Raw genomic sequence first — 23,603 nt, forward strand, 5'->3', positions numbered from 1 at the left:
GGGAAAGAAAGATAATAAAAAATATGATGCTAAAAAATATTTTTCAGAGATAAAAAGAAAAAAATAGATAGAAAAAATAAAGATATTAAAAGATGAATTTAGTGATTTAAAAAAATTTATCATAAAAAATAATATTGTTTAAAAGAGAAAATAATTATTGGTATTTTAAAAGAAAATGAAAAATTATTACTTTGATAATACAGTTAATAATAAAGTGGTCTATAGCATAGTTGAAGTATAGAATAATTATGAAGTTATAGGCTTAAAAAAGTAAGTAAAGGATTTTAAATCAATGGAAAATATAGAGATGTCATTAATGAATAAAGTAAGAGTAAATATTTGTTTTTTATTGAATCAAAAAAACGATTTATGAGAATATTATGAGTAAAAAGAGTGAGGTAGAAATGAATAATAATTATACATTGTATTATCCTACAATAGAGTTTAATAATCCTTTTTGGTTATGGTCAGCAGCACTATTGTGGGATAGAATTTATAGAATAGTTCCTGAAGAGTATGAACTGAAAGATTCTGAGAATATTAAAAAAATAATTTATTATGATGAAGACTTAATAAATAATATAAATCCGAAAATTTATATACAAGAGGCTAGTAAGAATTTTATTAATTCCCTTAATCATAAAGATAATAAATGGTGGGCAGCTGCTTTAGATTCATCTAATTATAAGAAAAAAGAATATATTAAATTACATAAAGATAAAGCGGATGTAAAATTAAGAGAAATGATTTTAGGTAAAAATAAAATTAAAGGCAATTGGATGAATATGCCCACAGATATGGCATCAATTTATATGTTATATTTAGCTACTGAAATAGCTGAAAGAAATAATATAAACTTATCTACAGATTATACAGAAGCATGGTGTGGATCAAATTTTTTTCAATATGATGGTAATTTAAATGATTCTGAATATATGTATGAAAAAACTGTTTTATCAGCTATTACGATTGAATCATTTATTCCATCTAATATAACGAATCTTTCGGCAAAGGAATTAATTGATTTTAGAAATAAATCTAATCAAGAAAGAAAAAGATATTTTTTAAATATTGAACAATTATATAAAAGAATATCTTTATGTGAAGATGAAAAAATTATAAATGATTTAATCCATGATAATATAAAAGAATTGGAAGAGTCAAAAAAAGAGTATAAAAAAAGAATGAGAGATATAAAAGCAGAGTCTTTTTTAGGGGTAAAAACTTTAATGGCTCCCATTGTTAGTACTGTAGCAAATTCTATTGGAAAAATGCCAGATGAAATTAGTAATGGATTGAATTTGGCTGGAGTTGGAATAGGAATTATAGGTGGATTTTGGGAAGAACACAAAAAAATTTCAAAGGAACGCAAAAATTATGAGTGCAATTATCTTATGCAATTAGAAAAACACATTTCAAGAAGTTATAATTGGGAGTGTAATAATATACACTCAGGATATCATCAATTTTTAAATGATAATTTAAATCATTTTTTAAGAGATTAGTTAACAAGTTATTTACTAAGAAAGATGATTATAAAATGGTTGTTTAAAGTGTATAGAAAGAGTTTGTAAAATTAATGAATAGGAATAAACTTAAGCTAAGTATAGAAAAATCCATATAGCAAGAATGAAGCTTGAATATATTTTTTTTAACAAATATATATAAATTTTAAACACTGTTGGTATATTTAATAGTAGTATTAAAATGAATAGAGAAATACTTAAATATAGGTCAGTTAATAAATTTTCAAACATACATTTTATCGCAATTACAGTTAATATAAATCTTATAAGACTACCTAAATTAGAGTTATAAAATCCTAAAAAGAAAATAAATAATATGAAATATAACATAAGTAAATCCTCCTTCGTAAAGTTATGATTATTAAAGTTGGAAAGGGGCTTTAGGATAAACCCCTTAGAACCGTTATTTAGAAGTATTCATAGAAGTTAGTATGTAAGAAACATCTAATGTATCTTTAGTAAGATTTAATGTTTCGTTGGATATATTAATATCATCATTTTTCATTTTTCTATATTGTTTACTAATAGAAAGTAAAGTTGATTTAACTATTTTTAAGTCTTGAATTAACTTTAGGTTTTCTTCAAATTCTTTAGATACATCTTTAGGAGCAGAAGCCTTTAATTTAGAAAGTTGGTTTTTAAGTTCTTCTTTTTCCTTTTGATTATTTATAACTTCTTGTTTTATACTTTCTATTTTAGAAGAATATTTTTGTTCTAATTCTTTTTCTAATTTAATTTTAAGTTGCCCTTCTAATTCTTTAATTTCATTTTCATTATTTTTACTTTCATCAGAAGATGTGATTTTCTGTTTTAAATCTCTATTTTCTTTAATAAGATTTTTATTATTTTCAAGTTCAAGGTCTTTTTCTGTTTCAAGCCTTTTAAGTTTGCTTTTTAGTTGCGAAGCTTCTTCTTTAGATAAATTAACTTTTGAATTGATAATATCTAAAATGGCTTTTTGATTAGTTTCACTTAATGTAGAAAATTCACTAGCATTATTAATTGTAAGATTTCCATTTTCTAAAACTTCTTTAAGTTCTGGGATTAATTTATTATTTATTCTCTCATATCTTCCAACTTGGGTAGGGGATAGTTTTAAATCATTTGCAATAATTTCTCTAATTTTACCTGGTATTTTTTCACCATTTTTCTTTTTGTTTTGGTATAGTTCTTTAAGTCTTTGAATTTGTTTTAATTTTTCAATATCACTTAATTCTCTAGTTTGTGCATTAGCTTGTATAAGAATTATTTCAGCGTCTGTGTCATTTGCTTCAATTACCTTACAAGGAACTAGAGCAAATGTTTTATTACCTTCATTAACTAATTTAGTAAGAGCAGTATATCTACGTTCACCACTTAATAATTCGTATGATTCATTACCTAACTTTCTGACAACTAAATTATGGTTTAATCCATTTAACTTTATATCTTCGGCTAATTCATCTATATTGACTATTTCATAGAAGTTTTTATTGCTCCTATTTATATCTTTTATATCTATATATTGAACCTTGAAATTTTCTTTAGCTTCAAGTTTACTAGCTTTTTGCACATTTTTTGAAATTGAATTTAACATTCCTTCACTTATACTAAATGATTTACTCATAATTATTACCTTCCTTTTTATGAATTTATATATGTTTATTTTGAGGTTGGTGTCCAAATAGGACACCAATTTTAAAATACTTCTTTAACTAAGTCTTTATAATTAACACTAGCCCTAGCTTTTTTTGAAGAAAATACAACTGGACTTTCTTCAAATGTACTTTCAATAACTTTTACATTTTGTTTTATAGTTGTATTAAAAAGTTTATCTTCTAAAATATTTTTAAGTTCCTTTTTAATTTGTCTGTTTACTGTAGTTGCAGTATCCATTGTTACAAAACAACCTTTAAAATTTAAATCGGGATTAAATTCATCTTTAATTTCTTCTATACTGTCTAAAAGATATTCAAGTCCATCTAATGCGAATTTATCAATTTTAATAGGGACTAAAACATCATCAGAAGCACATAGAGAATTAATAGTTATCATATTAAGACTTGGAGGACAATCTATAAGTATGTAATCATAATTTTCTTCAATGTTTTTAATTGCTCTTGATAATCTATTTTGTTGACTTCTACTTACATCTAAAAGTATTTCTCTTTCAGCAAATGCAAGTTTAATATTGCTAGGTATAATATCTATGTTTTCAAAGTCAGTTTGTTTTATAATTTCATTAATATTAATCTTTTTATTTAGAAGAGCATTGGCAATGCTTAAATCATCTATGCTATAAGATTTAAATAGTTTTGTAAGATTGCTTTGAGGGTCTAGGTCAATTAGCAATACCTTCTTATTTTGTTGGCTTAAACAAGCTCCTAAATTCGCTGTAGAAGTAGTTTTAGCAACTCCACCTTTAATGTTAAATAAACTTATTACTTTTGTGTTTTTCATAAAAAATCAATCCTTTCATATTTAAAGTTATATATTTATTATTTGGTGTCCACGGGGGACACCTTTTAATTTTTAATATTCATAAGTAAACAAAATAGTTGTTTCGTTAACACTACCTAAATAAGTGCTTATAAATATTTGTTTATCATCATAAACAGTATATTTATTTAATACACTCCCATATTTATTTTTTATATCTTCTAAGTTGCAGTTTCTATCATCTTTACAACTTTCACTAATATTTTGTATATGTAATGATAAGAATTTGAATAATGTATCATTAGTTAATAAATTTTCATCTAATGCTTGTTTTATTCCATTTGTAATAATTACATTTCCTAAATCAAACATGACATTCACCTATCTTTTCAAAGAGTTGTATATACCTAACTTTTCTTTTCACTAAGGTACCTTTAATCTTTATTAAATCTTCAAAGCTAGAACCTAAGTAAACAATATTGAAATTTTTAAATTCCTCAATTTCAGATATTTTAATATCTCCAATTAAGTCAACTCGTAATTTTGATTTATTATGTAATTTAGTGTCAACTGCTGAAAGAAATATTTTGTAGTCTTTAATCATAAAATCACTCCCTAAATTTGATATAAAACTTTAATTAAGCACTTCGTGTTGTTGTTTTTTTGTTGAGCCAAAGACTACACATTGAAGTGAATTGTAAAGGGAAATGGAACAAAAAATTTTAGCTGCTATGTAAGTATGGAATGGCTGATAAAAATTTTTGAGAAATGGCTTTACAATTTTTAGCGTAAATGTGATAGGCTAGTGCTTCAAAAAAACAAAAGAATATAACTAGCCTAAGCTAGTTATAACTTATTTGGTATTTATTGAACTTTTTCAAAGTTCATGGGTGAAGTCGGAGACGAGGGCGAAGCCTTTAAATAAGTCTTCAAATTTATATATAACATTAATTTTCTTATGAAATTTAACAAAGAGTTTAAAAAATTAATAGGGATTTAATAAGAAATTTTAAGTATGATTTTTTTACAAAGTTTATTGTAGGAGGGGACTATGGTATATATAGGAATAGATATTGGGAAAAATGAAAATGTAATTAGATTTATAAATAAGCAAGGGAAAGAAATAAGAAAAAAAGCAAAATTGAAAAATAACTATTATGGATTTAAAGAGTTAAAAGAAATAATAGAGGTTCTTATTGAAGATAATAATTTAAATTCATATGATGATATATTAGTTGGAGTTGAATCTACAGGACATTATTGGATTAATTTACAACAAATATTAAATAGATTGGGTATAAAAAGAGTTGTTATGGTTCAAGGAACTACTGTAAAAACAATGAGAGATTTAATTGCTAGTCAAAAAGGAAAGAATGATTCGATAGACAGTAAAGCAATAGCTTATTCTATAAAAGATGGGTATTATTCAGAAATTATGCCTAAATCTATTGAAGTAAATTCTTTAAAAAATATGACAAGGTTAAGAAATGAACTAAGTGAATCGCTAACAAGTATAAAAAATAAAATACATGCTTGGTTAGATGTCAACAATCAATTTTATTTGATAGTTTTTCAACATAAGTTAACTATAACAGGAATAAAATTATTAGAAAAATATCCAATACCTAAAGATGTATTGAAAATAAATACTAGAGAATTTATCCAAGATATTATGAGAGATAATCCTAGAATAGATAGAAAAAAATTAATGCTTTATAAGGAAGAAGTTGAAACATGGCAATATTATCAAATGGATATTAGTTTTCCGTCAAAGAATGAAATCAAATGTTACATAGAAAGTTATAAAACATTAGAAAAAACTATTAATGAGTTAGATAAGGAAATTGAAAATTTAACAATAGAAATATATGGAGAGCAATATAAAAATTTAGCTAGTATAAAAGGAATTCCTAATTTAAATATAAGTTCGTTATTTGCTGAAATTGGAGATTTTAAATTATTTAAAAATGCAAGGATGTTACAAAGTTATGCTGGGTTATCTATAAGAGCAGATTCATCTGCTACTAAAGTAGGTGAAAGTAAAATAACTAAAAAGGGAAATAGAAGAATACGAAAAAATCTATATATAATAACTAGGCAGTTAATAGTTCATAATACAGAAATAAAAAAATTATACTGTTACTACTTATCGTTAGAAAGAGAGAAAGAAAATAGAAAAATAGAGATGTGGATTGCTACAATGTGTAAAATTCTTAGATGTATTTATGGGACTATGAAAAACAATTCTAATTTTGATACAAGTGAAATATTTAAAACTTTAGATTTCTCTAGGTGCAATATGGAGAAGTTCAATAAATTGTACATGAAAAAAGATGTAGAAAAATTAATAGATGAAAACACGAATACAACTAATAAATATAAAAAGTGATTGAAAAAGTGACTAGAAAAGTGATTGTAATAAATTGCCGTGTAATATAGCAATATCAGTATTTGGGGGAGATATAGAAAAACATAAATATAAAATAATAAAATTTGAATAATAATATGGATATAAGAGAATTATTGAGAATATGAGAGAGATTATTAAGAAATTAGTTTAAGAAATTTAAACTGTAATCGAATTTGAATTAAAATTTAAATTCATATAATATTAATGATGTAATGCAGATGGAGAAATTTACTTAGCACTTTTTGATGCGGAAGAGGAGAAATAATCGCATTACTTGATTATATGCGGGAGAGTTGTTTTAGCAAATGAATGCGGATAACGAGTGTTAGCGATAATCAAAAAAAGGTAATGCAAAAGCGGACATCATTAATTAATAATAAGATGAGGCTTTTGCATTATTAATTTTTTTGGATAATGTAAAGGTCTATTTGTCATTGAAAAAAACTTAGAAAATATTGATATATAAGCATTTTCTAAGCACTTTTTAATATGAAAAAATAAACTTGATAGTAATATTGAGAAAAACTTAGAATAAGTAAGCTTTTTAAATATAATGTAACGAGTAAATTTCTATGAAATGTACACTTTGCAATTCTGAAATGGAAAAGGGATATATACAAAACAAACGTGAAGCACTTTGTTGGATACCTGAAAATGAAGAACGAGGAATATTCAAATGTTTAAGCAGTCCAAATGGGGTAGAACTTGCAAAATACTCAATAGTAGAAGGTAGTGAAAAAGCTAAAGCTTATTGCTGTAGACAATGTAAACAATGCATTATAGAAGGAAAGTAAAAATATAATTAGAGAATCGATTATAAAAGATAAGTGAAAAATACATCATAATTAGAAGTTTTTTATAGAATAAATATACTATATAAAATAATAAAAGAAATAATATAAATATAAAAAAGCCAGCAAAATTAATTTTTGCGGGCTTTTTTATAGTTTTAAGATGCAAACTTAAATACAATTCCAACAACAGCAGATAAAGCTATATAAACAATTGGTGACTTCTTGTATTTAGATATTAAGAAAAATAAAATTGCTGCAAGTATTAACGCTTTAAAGGAAAGTATATCCATAATATCTGATGTTTTGGCGTACTTATCTAAAGTTAATATTGATATTTTAACTATTTCAAATCCAGCAGCGGCAAGAAGACCAGTTGATGCTGGACGAAGTCCATAGAAACAATTTTGAACCATATCATTTTCTTTAAACTTATCTAAAACTTGAGCTACAAGTAAAATTATAATAATGGAAGGAACAATAATACCAATTGTAGCATCTATACATCCTGCAAGTCCTTTAGTTGCATATCCAACATAAGATGCCATGTTAATTCCCATTGCCCCGGGAACGGATTGAGATATAGCAACCATATTAGCAAGGTCAGTGTGAGTAAACCATCCTGTTTTATCTGAAATATCATAAAGGAATGGAATAGTAGCTGCTCCACCACCTACGGCAAAAAGACCTACCTTAAAAAATTCAAAAAATAATCTAATTAGTACCATGCTTTTTACCTCCAAGTCCTTTAAGTACAATTCCACTTATTCCTGCAATAATTATAAATAAAACAGGAGATATATTCGTAAAAATAGAAAATCCAAGTACAAGCACAAATACAATAAGTGTTTTAATATCAATTACGGATGTTTTAAGTAATTTAATTGCAGTATTTAAAATAAGTACAGCAACACATACACGAACACCGGCAAAGGCATCTTTAACAATTGGAAGATCAGAAAAGTTGCCAATAAAAGTTGCAATTATTGAAATAAGTATTACAGATGGAGTTACAAACCCAAGTGTTGCAAATATTCCACCTAGACTGCCTTTTCTTTTATATCCTATAAATGTAGCAGTATTAACTGCAATTACTCCAGGTGTACATTGACCAATTGCGTAATAATCAGTAAGTTCTTCATCGGTAATCCAATGTCTTTTTTCAATTATTTCCCTTTGAAGTATTGGAAACATTGTATATCCTCCACCAAAATTCATAAGTCCAAGTTTTATAAAGAGAAGGTATAAATCAAATAAATCTTTCATACTAAAATCCTTTCTATGTTTAATTAATATTTATTGTCTTTACAAGTAATTTATTTTATATTAAAGTTTATTTAAATATTTAGTTAACATAAGATTTGAACAAACTTTAACATAAACAGAGGTGCTATTTATGGATATTAAACATCTTAAATACTTTATTGCAATTGCAGAAGAAGAACTTGGTATAGTGGTTATTCCAAAATCAGCAGCAAAGATTATTGAAAGTAATAATCTTAAAACAAAGGTAATAGATGAAACTAATCTATATACAAGACTTGGAGTTATCTATAAAAAAAGTACAAATCTTTCAAAAGCTGCAAAAAGTTTTATTAAGTTGTTTAATTAGAAAAATACATAATAAAAAGTATAGTAAAATTTCTTACTGATATAATATAACACTGAATTCAATATATTTAAAATATATAATTTGTATAATAACCATATAAATTTTGTATAGTTATGATAAATATATAAACTTAAGGTACGATACTTAGTTTATCCCAAAAGATAAAACATAAAAAATAAAATTAGTTATATTATTGAAACTTTACTAATAATGTTATATATTATATATAACAAATAGAATATAAGAAGGTGAAGTTGTGTTAATGACATTAGAGTTTGATAGTGAAGTTCCAATATATCTGCAGATAAAGAAGAATATAATAGAAGGTATAGCAAAGGGATTGATAAAAGATGGCGATAGACTTCCAGCAGTAAGAGAACTTGCATCAGAGATAGAAGTAAATCTTCATACAGTGAATAAAGCATATAACTTGTTAAAAGAAGAGGGATATGTAAGTGTAGACAGAAGAATTGGTGTACTTGTAAATATAAAGAAAGCTAAGGATGATGAAAAATTTATAGAAAGCTATAAAGAAAAGATAAATGAAGTGGTAGCAGAAGGTATGGCAAAGGGATTAAAGCGAGATGAAATGGTAAGTTTATTAAATACTATTTTAGATGGATATGAGGGGAGATAGATTTTATGGTTGATATAGGATTTATAATTATAATGATTTTGGTAATTCTTACTGAATTCTTTGCGTGTGCGATTTTAGCTGTAAAAGGAAAGAAAAATGTACTTATAGGATGTATTGTAAGTGATGAAATTAGAGCAAATGATAAAATAAAGCAAAAGGAAAAAGAATATATAAATATAAATGTAATTATTAGTATATTAGCGATTTTAGGAATCGTAATAAGTTATTTTCAAAATAGTCAGCTAATAGCTATAATTTCAATGTTCTTTTCTATAATAGGTGGAATGGTATGTTATGGAGTTTATAATAAAAAGATAAGAGAACTTAAAGAAGAACTTGGCGGGTTAAAGGACAAAAAGCAAGTTGTTGTAGTTTCTACAGAAAGAAGTAAGTACAGCTTTAAAAGGCTCTGGTATTATCTTTTAATTGGAATTCCAGTATTAGTATTAAATACAGTTTTTGCTATAAAACAATATAATATATTACCTGATAGAATTCCAACTCAGTTTGATTTTAGTGGAAATATAACGGCTTACTCTGAAAAAAGTTTTTTCCTTTTTGGTGGTTTAATATTTTCTATAGTGTTTATGATAATAACTTTTATAGCAGTTGATTATATACTACAAACTAAAAAGATGAAAATTGATCCTACAAATCCAGAGAAATCTAGGGGAAATAATCTAAAATATAGAGATATAATATCAAAGCTTATGATGTGTATAATGCTAGTTGCTTTGATAACATTAACTATAGGAAATCTTCAAGTGATGCAAATAATAAAAAACAGTAGAAATGCAATGTGGATAGTTGTTATACTTACAGCTATCATGCTTATAGCACTTATGTATTATTCAATAAAAGCATTTAAGATTAGAAATGATTACGAAACAGAAAATAATAAGGTAATCCAAAGAGATGATGATAGTAAATGGAAATTTGGTTTTATATATTATAATAAGCAAGATCCATCAATATTTGTGGAAAAAAGAGTAGGAATAGGATGGACTATAAATGCAGGAAATAAGATAGGTATGTTATTGTATATACTAACATTAGTTATAGTAGTTTTTGGTATAGGTATGTCTATAGTTCAAAGTTAATTAAAAGAGATGTAATATACATCTCTTTTTTTAGTTGGATTTTGTCGATGCTTTGAAATGATACAGTTTATATCTTTAAATGACTATCTTGTATATAGGATAGTCATTTTTAGTTTAAATAGAATTATAAAATAAATATAGTTAAAGGAAGTATACTTTATGAATAGAAAATAATTGCATGATATAATGAGAATAAAATTATTTTATATACTGCTAATAAATTTAAGGGGGAGACAGTATGATTTATATTTACATAATAATTGCAGTGATACTTATTATAGGGGCATATATTTATGAAATTTATAAAAGAAGAAAAAGATTAAGAGAAAGAATACTTAAAAGCTATGGGGAAAAAATAAATATAAAAAATGCTAAAGTTAATTTTGAATATGTAAGGAGTTATTTTAGAAATAAAAAAGATAATGAAAAATTTTTTATTGATGATATAACATGGAATGATTTAAATATGGATGAAGTATTTAAATCTATGAACAATACTCAAACTTCAATAGGAGAAGAAATTCTATATTGCATTTTGAGGATACCATTATTTGATAAGTATGAGCTAATATGGAGAGATGAAATAATAGATTATTTTATGAGAAATTCAAAAGATAGATTTAAGATTCAGTTTACATTAGGGGAGTATGGTAAAAAAAATTCAGCTTGCATAACAAACTATTTTAAAGATCCAAAGAAACCTAATAAAGATAAGCTTTTATTATATAGAAGTTTGAGAATTGTACCATTTATATTTGTAATTTTAACGATTATAAAGCCTATACTAGCATTTTTAGTAATGATATCTATTGGAATTAATATTATTTTAAATTGGAGAATTAAAAATAAACATAAATTTGAAATACAAGATTATATGTATATGCTTGGAATGGTAAACACAGCAAATAAAGTGTATTCATTAAATATAGAGTATATAAACAATAAATTTCCACATATAAAAGATTCATTAAATAACTTAAAAGCTATAAGGAATAAAGTTATATTAGATGATTCAAATATGTATATGAGTGATGCTTCAATATGGAAGATGTATAAAGATAATGTTATGTTAAGTGACATAATAAAGTATGAGAAAATATTAAATATATTATATAAAAAAGTAGATGATTTTAAAAATATATACGAATATATGGGGTATATAGATTCATTGATTTCAATTGCATCTTACAGGGATTCTTTAGATAGTTATACTAAGCCTATCTTAGAAAAAAGTAGTGAGAAAAAAGAATATTTAGAATGGAAAGATCTATATCATCCATTTATAGAAGAACCAGTTAAAAATTCAATTAACATAGATAAATCCATATTGATTACAGGTTCAAACGCATCAGGAAAATCTACATTCTTAAAAACTTTAGCCTTAAATGCAATTACAGCTCAAAGTATATATACTGTATATGCAGAAGAATATAAAAGTAGTTATTTTAGGGTTTATAGTTCAATGGCTCTTAAAGATAGTATATTTACAAAAGAGAGCTATTATATGGTAGAGATAAAATCACTAAAGAGAATATTAGATAGTATACCTTTAGAATATCCTATTCTTTGCTTTGTTGATGAAATATTAAGAGGAACAAATACAATAGAGAGAATTGCAGCATCTTCTGAAGTATTAAATCATTTAGCAGAAAGTAAAAATTGTATATGTGTAGCAGCAACCCATGATATAGAATTAACTTATATATTAGAAAAGAATTTTAACAATTATCATTTCCAAGAAGAAATAAAAGATAATGACATAACATTTGATTATAAATTATATAGTGGAAGATCTAAGAGTAGAAATGCTATAAAAATACTTTCATTTATAGGATATGATAAAGAGATAGTAGACAGAGCTTATGATAGAGCTAGGGTTTTTACTAAAACAAACAAATGGAAAGAGATTTAACTATAACTATAAAAGATTCTAAAATTTTTAGAATTTTTTAAAAATACTTGCAATTAATTGAAGTATCTGTTATTATAAGAGAGTAGTAATACAAAATAAAATAAATTAAAGATAATTAGATTATAACTTTCTCCTATTAGAGAATTTATAAGTTTTAATGAAGTCTTTAACAGGAGGAATTAGAATGGATAAAACATTAGTATGTAAAGATTGCGGTCAAGAGTTCATCTTCTCAGAAGGAGAACAAGCGTTCTACAAAGAAAAAGGATTCGATAACGAACCAGTAAGATGCCAAGATTGCAGAAGAGCAAGAAAGCAACAAAGAAACAACAGATAGTTTCTTAAAATAAAGAGATGTATGTAATGTACATCTCTTTTTTTTATTTAAATTTATGAAAATACTTGATTTTTAAATAGATATTTGATAAAATAAATATAGTAGAAATACAAAAAAATTATAAATTAAAGATAATTAGATTATAACTTTCTCCTTTTAGAGAATTTATAAGTATTAATTAGGTCTTTAACAGGAGGAATTAGAATGGATAAAACATTAGTATGTAAAGATTGCGGTAAGGAATTCATCTTCTCAGAAGGAGAACAAGCATTCTACAAAGAAAAAGGATTCGATAACGAACCAGTAAGATGCCCAGACTGCAGAAGAGCAAGAAAGCAACAAAGAAACAACAGATAGTTTCTTGAAATAAGAGGAGCATAGATTATATCTATGCTCCTTTCTATATTTACCAAAAAAGTGTTAAATTTTATTAAAATACTTGATTTATTAAAACGTTTTTGGTACTATGAAATGGTAGAAATACAAAAAAATGATTAAAGATAGTTAAGTTATAATTTTCTCCTTTTAGAGAATTTATAAGTTTTAATGAAGTCTTTAAACAGGAGGAATTAGAATGGATAAAACAATAGTATGTAAAGATTGCGGTAAGGAATTCATCTTCTCAGAAGGAGAGCAAGCATTCTACAAAGAAAAAGGATTCGATAACGAACCAGTAAGATGCCCAGACTGCAGAAGAGCTAGAAAACAACAAAGAAACAACAGATAATTTCTGCTTGTTAAAAAGACTATAGATTAACTATAGTCTTTTTTGTTTGTCTTCAAAACTTATAAATTTTTAAGAGTTTTTTTGAAGCTTAAAATAAGAATCACTTATAGAACCTTTAAGGGTAGGTGATAAGCTATTTATATAATTCAAAATTGTTTTTCCTTTTTCACCAGTAGCTACAGTTGGAATATAATCGTTCTTATTTGATACTGATGATATAGTAGCTGGAATAACTTTATATTCAATATCTTTAAGAGTATCCCATTCAAAGTCAAACTTTGATTGAAGAATAAATGTTCTTTTATCTGCAGGATTAGAATTTCCACCGAAACAGAAATTAGATAGAGAGTATGCAATAAGCTTTCCTTTATAATTTTCAAGTGTCTGAATTACATGAGGATGTGAACCTAGAACCATTGAGGCACCAGAGTCAATAGCAAAGTGTGCTAAATCAATTTGGTATTCTGATGGTTTACTATCTTTTTCTATTCCCCAATGAAAATATGGAATAATAACTTGTGTTTCTTTATCTTTAAGAATTTTTATATCTTTAGATATTTTATCTTTAATTTTTTGTCCATTATCCCAAGCTTGATAACCTAAAAAACCAAATTTGATACCTTTAATTTCTTTTTCTATTACATATCCTTCACCGGTTATATCAACTTTATTATTTTTTAAAGTATTAACAGTATCATTAAATCCTTGTTTGCCATAATCATATATGTGATTATTTGCAATAGTGACACCTTCTATAGAAGATGATGTTAAAATTTTTGCAAATTCAGATGGACCTTTAAAATGGAATTGGATTGCATGTCCTTTATCTAATTTATTAGTACTATTAGTAAATGTAGTTTCTAGATTAACAAGAGTATAATCATCACCTTCAAAGATGTCTTTTACATTTTTAAGAAGATAAGAGTAATTATTTCCAGATGCACTAACTGCTGCTGGAAGACTAGTTGCTTTATCAAAGGAGTCATCTGTACCTAAAGTAAAATCACCTGCTGCTGTAAGTAATATTTCTTCTTTTTTAGGTGGAGTTTCTTCCTCCTTAGGAGTTTCAGCTTGAGATGAATTTTTAGAGTTATCTTCAGTAGATTTAAGAGTTTTTGAAGAAGTATAATTATGTATAATATAGCCTGTTCCCCCTATTACTATAAATAATAATCCAAAGAATAGAATCCTATTTCTTAGAATTCGTCTTTTTTTAATTTGTTTTTTCCTATATAATTGTTTTTTTGAATTTGATCTTTTTTGGTTATCCATATATATGTAATACCTCCATAAAATATATTCAATAATATAATACATCAAATTTTGCTATAAATATACATATAGCTTATAGAAACTAAAATAATAGATAAAATAGTCATTAAATATAAACTTATGTTTTTAGATTACATAAATAAAAATATTTAAATATGGGTATTATCTAAAGGACATAATTTAGCAATAATAAAATTAAAAAAATTATAAAAAGGTATTTACAATGGATAATTATTATTATATAATAATGACTATAGAAGGACACAACAAGTCAAAACAAAGTTTAATAAATTAGAATTTTAAAAAGTTAAATATAAAAAATGTGTGTAAGAAAGAGGAGAGATTAAATATGAAAAAATTTGTATGTTTAGTATGTGGATATATTCATGAAGGAGAAACTGCACCAGAAAAATGCCCAGTATGTGGAGTAGGTGCTGATAAATTCAAGGAACAAGTTGGAGAAATGGCTTGGGCTGATGAACACAGAATCGGAGCTGGAAAAGACGTAGATCCAAGAATTGTAGAAGGATTACAAGCAAACTTTATGGGCGAATGTACAGAAGTTGGAATGTACCTTGCAATGTCAAGACAAGCCGATAGAGAAGGATTCCCAGAAGTAGCTGAAGCATATAAGAGAATTGCTTTTGAAGAAGCAGAACATGCTGCAAAATTTGCAGAACTTTTAGGAGAAGTTGTTGACGCTGATACAAAGGTAAATTTACAAAAGAGAGTAGATGCAGAATTCGGAGCTTGTCAAGGAAAGAAAGATTTAGCAACTTTAGCTAAACAATTAAACTTAGATGCAATCCATGATACAGTACATGAAATGTGTAAAGATGAAGCTAGACATGGTAGAGCATTTAAAGGATTATTAGATAGATACTTCGCTTAATATTCACAAATATAGCTTACGTAAAATACCTAGGGAATTAAATTCTCTAGGTATTTTTTATTATATTCTAATATTATTAATTAAAAAGATTTCTTTAGATTGAGGTTATAATCACCATTATAAAATACGCTTATACAATATAATAGGTAAAATTATAGTTTTGTAGAGGTGAAGTTTAGATGATAACCATAAGTTTATGTATGATAGTAAAAGATGAAGAAAAAACATTAGGAAGATGCTTAGGTAGTATCAATGATGTTGTTGATGAAATTATAATTGTAGATACAGGTTCTACAGATAATACAAAGGAAATAGCAAAATCATTTGGATGTAAAATATATGATTTTAAGTGGGAAGATAATTTTGAAAAAGCAAGAAATTATGCATTTAGTAAAGCTAGTAAAGAATATATAATGTGGCTTGATGCTGATGACTTTATTGATGAAGAAAATATAAATATGTTAATTGACTTAAAAGAAAAGCTAGATAATAGTGTTGATTCTGTAATGATGAATTATTCGCTAGCTAGAGATTCAGAGGGAAAGACAACTTATTCTCTTAAAAGAAATAGATTAGTTAAAAGAGCAAATAATTATAAATGGGTTGGAAAAGTTCATGAGTTTTTAAATGTTTATGGAAATATACTTCAAAGTGATATAACAATAAATCATGATAAACAAAAGGCTCATACTAATAGAAATCTTTTAATATTTAGTGGAATGGAAGAAAGAGGAGAAAAATTTACAACAAGGGATCTTTTCTATTATGCAAATGAACTTTATGATAATGGATTATATGATGATGCCATAAAAAAATATAGGGAAGTTTTAGCAAAAGATGATTTATGGTCAGAAGATTTTAAAAGAGGAACTATAAATTTAGTTAGAGTTCTTAATATATCTGGTGGAAATGATGATGAAAAAATACAGTTAATTTTTAATTCTTTTAAGAAATATTCTCCAAATAGTGAGATGCTTTGTTTACTTGCAGAATGCTTTAAAAGTAAAGGTATGTATGATGAAGGAGTAATTTATCTAAAGGCTGCAATGAATCTAGAAGAAGATGAAAAAAATATGGGATTCAATAATAATATATATTCAACATGGTTTCCGGCACTAGAACTTTGTGTATATTATTCAACTATCGGAGATATAGAAAAGTCATATTATTATAATGAATTAGCAAACTTATATTTAGCACCAAAAGATAAGATTGAGTATAATAGAAAATATTTAACTCAAGAAATGGAGAGAAGAAATTTAAAAGTTAAGAAGTTAAAGACAATATTAAGCTGGGATATATAAAAAATGTCGAAAATTCACCTTTTATAATAGCAAAGTGAGAATTTAAGAATATAATGTAATGACTATTAAAAGGCGGTGATTTTTTGAGCGATAAAAATATTAAGACTAAAGATGATACTTTTATTTCCTCTAGTTACCCAACTAAGAATTTTTCAAAAGAAAAGGTTCTTTTAGTTTCAAAAGGTGATGAGGATGATTGTAAATGTGAATATGACAATTCTCTTATGAAATTTGATTTAAGGGAATGCTTATGTGGATGCAAGGTTTCAGAAGCTGAACTTAAGCTTTATGTAAAAAAGGTTAATTCATGTAAAGATAAAGGAATATTCATTGATATTTTATACAATTTAGATGATTATGATGTTTATGACGTTAATTATAAAAATGCTCCTAAGGCTAAAATATTTAGAAAAAATATATTTATTGACGATAAGTGTGAAGGCAGATATATAAGTATTGATATATCTGAACTTGTTAAGTCATGGATTAGAGGGAAAATTAAAAATAATGGTATAACAATAGTAGCATCTTTTAAAGAAGAAGGTGAAGTTGTATTTATATCTTCAAGAGGGCATAGTGGTCCAATGCTAAGTATAAAATGTAAAGATGAATGTATAATTTGTCCACCAGGACCTAGAGGGCCAAGAGGACCGGAAGGATCACAGGGGCCAATGGGATGCAAAGGTGAAGTTGGGCCAAGGGGACCACAAGGACCAAGAGGAGAAGAAGGACCAGAAGGACCAGAAGGACCAATGGGACCAGTAGGACCAATGGGGAATAGAGGACTACAAGGACCAACAGGACCAACAGGACCAAGAGGACCAATAGGACCAAAAGGAGAAATGGGATTAGAAGGACCAACAGGACCAACAGGACCAATGGGACCAACAGGACCAACAGGACCAAGAGGCCCACAAGGTGTTCAAGGTGAAATGGGGGAACAAGGCGAAGAAGGACCAGAAGGACCAAGGGGACCAGAAGGACCAAGAGGACCAGAAGGACCAGAGGGACCAAGAGGAGAGCAAGGACCACAAGGACCACAAGGAGAAATAGGAGAAGAAGGACCAGAAGGACCAGAGGGACCAATGGGACCAATAGGCCCAAGAGGACCAAAAGGTGAGAGAGGAGAAACAGGAGCAACAGGACCAACAGGACCAAGAGGACCAGAAGGACCAAGAGGAGAACAAGGAGAGCAAGGAGAAGAAGGGCCAGAAGGACCAAAAGGAGAACAAGGACCACAAGGGTTACAAGGTGTAACAGGACCTAGGGGATTACAAGGTCCAATGGGACCAGAGGGACCAATGGGACCAGAAGGGGAAGAAGGACCAGAAGGACCAGAGGGACCAGAAGGACCAGAGGGACCAATGGGACCAAGAGGACCAATGGGACCAGAAGGACCAGAAGGGCCAGAAGGACCAGAAGGACCAGAAGGACCAGAAGGGCCAGAAGGACCAGAAGGACCAGAAGGGCCAGAAGGACCAGAAGGACCAAGAGGACCAGAAGGTCCAAAAGGTGATACAGGAAAAATGGGACCAATGGGACCAATGGGACCAGTAGGACCAATGGGACCAAGGGGACTTGAAGGAGAAGAGGGACCGGAAGGGCCAGAAGGACCAGAGGGACCGGAAGGACCAAGAGGGCCATGTGGACCATGTGGACCAAAGGGTGATACAGGACCAATGGGACCAGAAGGACCAATGGGGCCAAGAGGACTTGAAGGAGAAGTAGGGCCAGAAGGACCAGAAGGACCAGAGGGACCAGAAGGACCAATGGGACCATGTGGACCAATGGGACCAAGAGGGCCAGAGGGACGAAGAGGGCCAAAAGGTGAGTGTGGATCTTCAGTAACCGATGAAAATGCTTATATAGTATCAAATTGTTGTCAAATGATTTCAAGTAAGGCTTCAATTCCATTAACAAATAATATAACTATAAATGGAGACTCTATAAAGCATAAAGAAGGATGTTCTGATATAAGAGTAGAAGAAGGAACGTATTTAATTAATTTTGGTGCATCCGTATCAGGAGAAAGCTGTACTCTTGCAGAATTAAAATTATGCGTAGATGGAGAAACTTTCAGTATAGCAGTAGGAGATATAGTGAAGAGTGGAACACTTGTAAATCTTTCAGGTACAGCAATAGTAAATGTTTCAGGGTGTAAATGCGAGGATGTATTTATAGAGCTTATAAATGGAAGCAAATGTTGTTTAAAATATTGTTTAACTAAAATAACAATAGTAAAATTAGCATAGTAATATTAGGTAAGGTATAGGAGGGAATTCTTATACCTTATCTTTTTTATAAATTGTATTAATAATTAATATTACTTTTACAAAGTCAGATAAGTATTTAATTGCGTAGCTATTTAAAAGGTAATATAATTAAGAAATAAAATATGTAAAAAGGGAAAGAATATACAAAATGATGAAAGAAATCATAAAGAAAAGTAATTATAAAGAGGGGATGCTTATATGAGTCTATTTGTATTTATAACAATTTTAGTTTTATTATTAAATACTATTCTAGCTTTTTCTTTAATCTTTATAGAAAGAAAAGATCCCACAACAACATGGGCATGGCTTTTGATTTTTTTAGTATTACCTGGTATTGGATTTATAATTTATATAATACTTGGACAAAACTTTAGTAGACAAAAGTTATTTAGAGGAAAGATTATAAATGATGTTCATAAGAAAAAAGAAATGAATGAAATTTTAAATGATAATAGTGGCCATGATGGTGGAGAACAATTCTTAGATCTTAGAAAGATGAACTATAATAATAGTGGTGCAAGATATACTATAGGAAATGAAATTAATATCTATGTAAATGGTGAAGATAAGTTTAAAGCATTATTAGAGGATATAAAAAATGCCAAGAAGTATATTCATATTGAATATTATATTTTTAGAAAGGACTTTATAGGAACTAAAGTGATTGAGGCCCTTGAAGAAAGATTAGCTCATGGTGTTGAGGTTAGGTTATTAGTTGATAGTATGGGATCATATACTGTGACTAAAAAGAAACTTAAGAAATTTTTAGAGCTTGGGGGACAGTTTGCAATATTTTTCCCAGGAATGCTTCCACATGTAAATACTCGTGTAAATTATAGAAACCATAGAAAAATAGTAGTTATTGATGGTGAATATGGTTATGTAGGAGGATTTAATGTTGGAGATGAGTACATAAATAGAGATAAGAAGATAGGATTTTGGAGAGATACTCATATAAGAATAAAAGGAAATGCGGTTAATGATTTAAATGAAAGATTCCTTTTGGATTGGTGTTATGCATCAGAAGAAGATATAGAAGACTTTAGCAAGTTTATGCTTGAAAAAGAATATGAAGAAGGAGATGTTGGCGTTCAAATAGTAACAAGTGGACCTGACCACAATGAAGAGTATATTAAAAATGCATATCTTAAAATGATTAATAATGCCAAGAAAAATGTATACTTAACATCACCATACTTTATACCAGATGAGCCAATTCTTGAAGCTATAAGAATATCAGCATTATCAGGTGTAGATGTTAGAATACTTATACCAGGAAAGCCTGATCATAAGTTTATGAAATGGGCAGCAGATTCATACATCGGAGAACTTTTAAAAGCTGGAGCGAGAGTATATTATTATGAAAATGGATTTATTCATGCTAAGACTTTAGTTGTAGATAGTTCTGTTGTAAGTATTGGAACAGCTAATATGGATATGAGAAGTTTTTATTTGAACTTTGAGGTTAATGCACTCATTTTCGATGAAAATGAATCGAAAATATGTGAAGAGCAATTTATGAAAGATTTAGAGGAATCAACTGAAGTTAAACTAGAACAGTTTGTAAATAGACCAAGAGGACAAAGGATAATGGAATCTATAGTAAGATTACTTGCGCCAATCCTTTAATAAGAATTAAAGTGATAAGATAAGAAATTAATAGATTTTATTATATAGATGAAATATTTAAATTACTATATTAATAATATTAGGGTTAAAGGAATTTTAAAGACCTAATTGTTTATTAAAATTATTTTTTGTAGAAGTTAAATAAAATAATTAAAAAGTTAGTGACGGTAATATGGAAGTATGGTAAAATGATTTTTAAATACTAAAAATGAAATAAATGTAATTATGGAGGAATATTATGAAAGGATTAATCAAAGAATTAAGAGCAAAATCTTATAGCTTTTTTTACTTTAGCTTCTGGGGCTTTTATTATGGCGCTGGCTATTTGTTTTGCACAAAAAAATATAATTCTTTGATATGAGTAATTAAGTTTATACTACTTTTATAATGTTTTCATAAATACGTTAGATTTAGAGCTCATAGATTGGGCTCTTTTTTTATACAATAAATAAGGTTAGGAAGTTGTATTAAAGGGTAATTTGAAAGAAAATCAGTAATATATTAAAATTTAATATTTAATTTTAGATACGTATATTAATTTCTTTAAAGTACTTTCATGATACAACTTCAAATATAAAGGGGGCTTAAATATGATAGTAATTTTAAAACCAAAAACAAAAAAAGAGGAAATTGAAAAATTAACACATCAATTAGAAAATAAGGGAGTATTAGTTAATCCTGTAATAGGAAAAGAGCTTATCATACTAGGACTTGTTGGGGATACTAGTAAACTTGATCCTACTCAAATTGAGGCAAATAGGAATGTAGAAAGAGTAATGCATGTTCAAGAGCCTTTTAAGAAAGCTAATAGAATGTTTCATCCAGATAAAACAATAGTTAATGTAAATGGAGTAGAAATTGGTGGGGATAAATTAGCTATGATAGCAGGACCATGTTCAGTGGAAAGTGAATCTCAAATAACAGAGATTGCAAAAGAAGTTAAAGAACTTGGGGCAAATTTTTTAAGGGGCGGAGCTTTTAAGCCAAGAACATCACCATATAGCTTCCAAGGTCTTAAATATGATGGTCTTGAACTTTTAAAGCTTGCAAGGGAAAAGACAGATCTTCCAATAGTTACAGAAATAATGTCACCTTATGATGTTGAAGTTTTTAATAGAGATGTTGATGTTATACAAGTCGGAGCAAGAAATATGCAAAATTTTGATCTTTTAAAGGAACTTGGACAGACTAGGAAGCCAATACTTTTAAAGAGAGGTTTATCAGCAACTATTGAAGAGTTACTTATGAGTGCAGAATATATTATGGCTGGTGGCAATAATAATGTTATTTTATGTGAGAGAGGTATAAGAACTTTTGAAACTTACACAAGAAATACATTAGATTTAAGTGCTATACCTGCAATTAAGAAATTGAGTCACTTACCGGTAGTAGTTGATCCAAGTCATGCTACAGGAAAGTGGTGGATGGTAGAGCCTTTAGCTAAAGCGTCTGTTGCAATTGGAGCAGATGGTCTTATAATTGAGGTTCATAATGATCCTGCAAATGCTCTTTGTGATGGACAGCAATCCATAAAACCAGATGTTTATGGTAAACTATTAGAAGAACTTAGACCTATTGCAAAAGCAGTAGGAAGAGTTTTATAATTTTACAATAGAAATTAACTATTTATAGCTACCAAGGATAGTACCTATAATAACTATAAATAGTTAATTAAAAACTGTAATTTAAAGTGAGGTGTTACTGTGAAAGAATTATTAGTTAATTTAGGAGAGAACTCCTATAACATAGAAATAGAAAAGGGACTTATAAAAGATGTTCCAAAAAGAATAAGAAAAGTATTTAATGGAGAAAAGATATTTATAATTACAGATAAAAATGTGGATAAATATTATGGTGATATAGTCCTTAATTCTCTTAAAGAAGATGGATTTATTGTAGAGAAATATGCAATAAATCCAGGTGAAGAGAGTAAGTCATTTAATACACTTCCAGAGGTTTATGAAAAGCTACTTGACTTTAAGTTAACGAGAAAAGATTTAATTATAACTTTAGGTGGAGGAGTTGTTGGAGATCTTGGTGGGTTTGTAGCTTCAACATTTTTAAGAGGTGTATCTTTTATTCAAATTCCAACTTCATTATTGTCTCAGGTTGATAGTAGCGTTGGTGGAAAGGTTGGAGTAGATCTGCCTAGAGGAAAGAACTTAGTTGGAAGTTTCTATCAACCAAAGAGAGTTTTAATTGACCCAAATGTTTTAAACACTTTAGATGAGAAATTCTATAAAGATGGTATGGGTGAAGTTATAAAGTATGGTTGCATTAGAGATAAAGATTTATTTAATCTTTTAAATAGTTTAAATACTAGAGAAGAAGTAATGGAGCATATAGAAGATATTATATATACATGTTGCAATATTAAAAGAATAATTGTAGAGAGAGATGAGAAAGATCTTGGAGAGAGAATGATTTTAAACTTTGGTCATACTCTAGGTCATGCAATTGAAAAATATTATGGTTTCTCAGAATTTACCCATGGAGAAGGTGTAGCTATTGGAATGTATTTAATTACAAAGCTTTCAGAGAATAAGGGATTAGTAAAAAAAGAGTTCTCAGAGGATATTAAAAATATTTTAGTTAGATATGGTCTTCCATTTGAAGTGGAGTTAGCAGATAAAGACGCTATAATTGAAACAATATCTTTAGATAAAAAGAATATGGGTAGTAGACTTAAAGTAATTATCATGAAAGAAATAGGTAATGCAGAAATTTATGATACTACAGTAGATTTCTTTAGATAGAACTTTA

Annotated in this window: 23 protein-coding genes; 16 read left to right on the forward strand and 7 right to left on the reverse strand. The window is 27.8% G+C overall.

Annotated elements, in window-relative coordinates:
- Nucleotides 1-380 precede the first annotated feature (380 nt).
- Nucleotides 381-1,505 carry a hypothetical protein gene (locus K5V21_RS18050; RefSeq protein ID WP_221862432.1) on the forward strand — a complete coding sequence of 375 codons (1,125 nt, stop codon included), beginning with the start codon at nucleotides 381-383 and terminating at the stop codon, nucleotides 1,503-1,505.
- A 424-nt stretch (nucleotides 1,506-1,929) separates the two neighbouring features.
- On the opposite strand, the gene K5V21_RS18055 is transcribed toward K5V21_RS18050, so the two are convergent.
- The 4 genes from K5V21_RS18055 to K5V21_RS18070 form a co-directional block, all read right to left on the reverse strand.
- Nucleotides 1,930-3,132 carry a ParB/RepB/Spo0J family partition protein gene (locus tag K5V21_RS18055; protein ID WP_221862433.1) on the reverse strand — a complete coding sequence of 401 codons (1,203 nt, stop codon included), beginning with the start codon at nucleotides 3,130-3,132 and terminating at the stop codon, nucleotides 1,930-1,932.
- Between the two features lie 71 nt (nucleotides 3,133-3,203).
- A complete protein-coding gene (locus K5V21_RS18060; RefSeq protein WP_221862434.1) occupies nucleotides 3,204-3,965 on the reverse strand; it encodes a ParA family protein in 762 nt (253 codons plus the stop codon).
- Nucleotides 3,966-4,037: 72 nt separating this feature from the next.
- Nucleotides 4,038-4,316 (reverse strand): hypothetical protein, encoded by a 279-nt coding sequence (locus K5V21_RS18065; protein ID WP_221862435.1) that lies wholly within the window; start codon nucleotides 4,314-4,316, stop codon nucleotides 4,038-4,040.
- The gene (locus tag K5V21_RS18070) at nucleotides 4,309-4,548 is read right to left on the reverse strand and encodes a hypothetical protein (protein ID WP_221862436.1); all 240 of its coding nucleotides are present in this window, start codon (nucleotides 4,546-4,548) and stop codon (nucleotides 4,309-4,311) included. The genes K5V21_RS18065 and K5V21_RS18070 overlap by 8 nt, the downstream gene beginning before the upstream one ends.
- Nucleotides 4,549-4,995: 447 nt before the next feature.
- Between K5V21_RS18070 and K5V21_RS18075 the strand changes: the two genes are divergently transcribed.
- Entirely contained in the window at nucleotides 4,996-6,333 is a 1,338-nt protein-coding gene (locus tag K5V21_RS18075; protein ID WP_221862437.1) for an IS110 family RNA-guided transposase, read from the forward strand.
- A gap of 593 nt (nucleotides 6,334-6,926) precedes the next feature.
- On the forward strand, nucleotides 6,927-7,148 hold the full coding sequence (locus K5V21_RS18080) for a PF20097 family protein (RefSeq protein WP_221862438.1): 222 nt from the start codon (nucleotides 6,927-6,929) through the stop codon (nucleotides 7,146-7,148).
- Between the two features lie 155 nt (nucleotides 7,149-7,303).
- Here the strand turns inward: K5V21_RS18080 and K5V21_RS18085 are convergent, their stop codons facing one another.
- Together K5V21_RS18085 and K5V21_RS18090 are read right to left on the reverse strand one after the other, a co-directional pair.
- Nucleotides 7,304-7,873, reverse strand: coding sequence for a chromate transporter (locus tag K5V21_RS18085; RefSeq protein ID WP_221862439.1), 570 nt, complete (start codon nucleotides 7,871-7,873; stop codon nucleotides 7,304-7,306).
- Nucleotides 7,860-8,411, reverse strand: a complete 552-nt coding sequence (locus K5V21_RS18090) for a chromate transporter (RefSeq protein ID WP_221862440.1) — start codon at nucleotides 8,409-8,411, stop codon at nucleotides 7,860-7,862. Before K5V21_RS18090 ends, K5V21_RS18085 begins: the two co-directional genes overlap by 14 nt.
- 130 nt (nucleotides 8,412-8,541) lie before the next feature.
- Here K5V21_RS18090 and K5V21_RS18095 point away from each other — a divergent pair, with 130 nt between their 5' ends.
- The 7 genes from K5V21_RS18095 to K5V21_RS18125 all read left to right on the forward strand — a co-directional run bounded on the left by K5V21_RS18095 (nucleotide 8,542) and on the right by K5V21_RS18125 (nucleotide 13,470).
- Complete coding sequence (locus tag K5V21_RS18095) at nucleotides 8,542-8,757, forward strand: LysR family transcriptional regulator substrate-binding protein (protein ID WP_221862441.1); 216 nt, start codon at nucleotides 8,542-8,544, stop codon at nucleotides 8,755-8,757.
- A gap of 262 nt (nucleotides 8,758-9,019) precedes the next feature.
- Entirely contained in the window at nucleotides 9,020-9,394 is a 375-nt protein-coding gene (locus K5V21_RS18100; protein WP_243425091.1) for a GntR family transcriptional regulator, read from the forward strand.
- A 5-nt stretch (nucleotides 9,395-9,399) separates the two neighbouring features.
- Nucleotides 9,400-10,494, forward strand: a complete 1,095-nt coding sequence (locus K5V21_RS18105; protein WP_221862442.1) for a DUF1648 domain-containing protein — start codon at nucleotides 9,400-9,402, stop codon at nucleotides 10,492-10,494.
- Nucleotides 10,495-10,732: 238 nt separating this feature from the next.
- A complete protein-coding gene (locus K5V21_RS18110) occupies nucleotides 10,733-12,406 on the forward strand; it encodes a MutS-related protein (protein WP_221862443.1) in 1,674 nt (557 codons plus the stop codon).
- Nucleotides 12,407-12,590: 184 nt separating this feature from the next.
- Complete coding sequence (locus K5V21_RS18115) at nucleotides 12,591-12,743, forward strand: zinc-ribbon domain-containing protein (RefSeq protein WP_204596204.1); 153 nt, start codon at nucleotides 12,591-12,593, stop codon at nucleotides 12,741-12,743.
- A gap of 204 nt (nucleotides 12,744-12,947) precedes the next feature.
- Nucleotides 12,948-13,100 carry a zinc-ribbon domain-containing protein gene (locus K5V21_RS18120; RefSeq protein ID WP_204596205.1) on the forward strand — a complete coding sequence of 51 codons (153 nt, stop codon included), beginning with the start codon at nucleotides 12,948-12,950 and terminating at the stop codon, nucleotides 13,098-13,100.
- A gap of 217 nt (nucleotides 13,101-13,317) precedes the next feature.
- Complete coding sequence (locus tag K5V21_RS18125) at nucleotides 13,318-13,470, forward strand: zinc-ribbon domain-containing protein (protein WP_204596206.1); 153 nt, start codon at nucleotides 13,318-13,320, stop codon at nucleotides 13,468-13,470.
- A gap of 69 nt (nucleotides 13,471-13,539) precedes the next feature.
- Here K5V21_RS18125 and K5V21_RS18130 read toward each other — a convergent pair whose 3' ends face one another.
- Nucleotides 13,540-14,742, reverse strand: coding sequence for a CapA family protein (locus K5V21_RS18130; RefSeq protein WP_221862444.1), 1,203 nt, complete (start codon nucleotides 14,740-14,742; stop codon nucleotides 13,540-13,542).
- Nucleotides 14,743-15,091: 349 nt separating this feature from the next.
- On the opposite strand from K5V21_RS18130, the gene K5V21_RS18135 reads away from it, so the two are divergent.
- From K5V21_RS18135 to aroB, 6 genes are all read left to right on the forward strand, one after another.
- Nucleotides 15,092-15,634, forward strand: a complete 543-nt coding sequence (locus K5V21_RS18135) for an NADH peroxidase (RefSeq protein WP_204596208.1) — start codon at nucleotides 15,092-15,094, stop codon at nucleotides 15,632-15,634.
- Nucleotides 15,635-15,813: 179 nt separating this feature from the next.
- Nucleotides 15,814-16,938 carry a glycosyltransferase family 2 protein gene (locus K5V21_RS18140; RefSeq protein WP_221862445.1) on the forward strand — a complete coding sequence of 375 codons (1,125 nt, stop codon included), beginning with the start codon at nucleotides 15,814-15,816 and terminating at the stop codon, nucleotides 16,936-16,938.
- Between the two features lie 83 nt (nucleotides 16,939-17,021).
- Complete coding sequence (locus K5V21_RS19605; RefSeq protein ID WP_221862446.1) at nucleotides 17,022-19,190, forward strand: DNRLRE domain-containing protein; 2,169 nt, start codon at nucleotides 17,022-17,024, stop codon at nucleotides 19,188-19,190.
- 219 nt (nucleotides 19,191-19,409) lie between these two features.
- Complete coding sequence (gene cls, locus K5V21_RS18150) at nucleotides 19,410-20,840, forward strand: cardiolipin synthase (RefSeq protein WP_221862447.1); 1,431 nt, start codon at nucleotides 19,410-19,412, stop codon at nucleotides 20,838-20,840.
- 590 nt (nucleotides 20,841-21,430) lie between these two features.
- Entirely contained in the window at nucleotides 21,431-22,444 is a 1,014-nt protein-coding gene (gene aroF / locus K5V21_RS18155; protein WP_221862448.1) for a 3-deoxy-7-phosphoheptulonate synthase, read from the forward strand.
- 99 nt (nucleotides 22,445-22,543) lie between these two features.
- On the forward strand, nucleotides 22,544-23,596 hold the full coding sequence (gene aroB / locus K5V21_RS18160) for a 3-dehydroquinate synthase (RefSeq protein WP_221862449.1): 1,053 nt from the start codon (nucleotides 22,544-22,546) through the stop codon (nucleotides 23,594-23,596).
- Nucleotides 23,597-23,603 lie beyond the last annotated feature (7 nt).

The sequence above is a fragment of the Clostridium sardiniense genome, assembly GCF_019753795.1.
GTDB lineage: Bacteria > Bacillota > Clostridia > Clostridiales > Clostridiaceae > Clostridium > Clostridium sardiniense.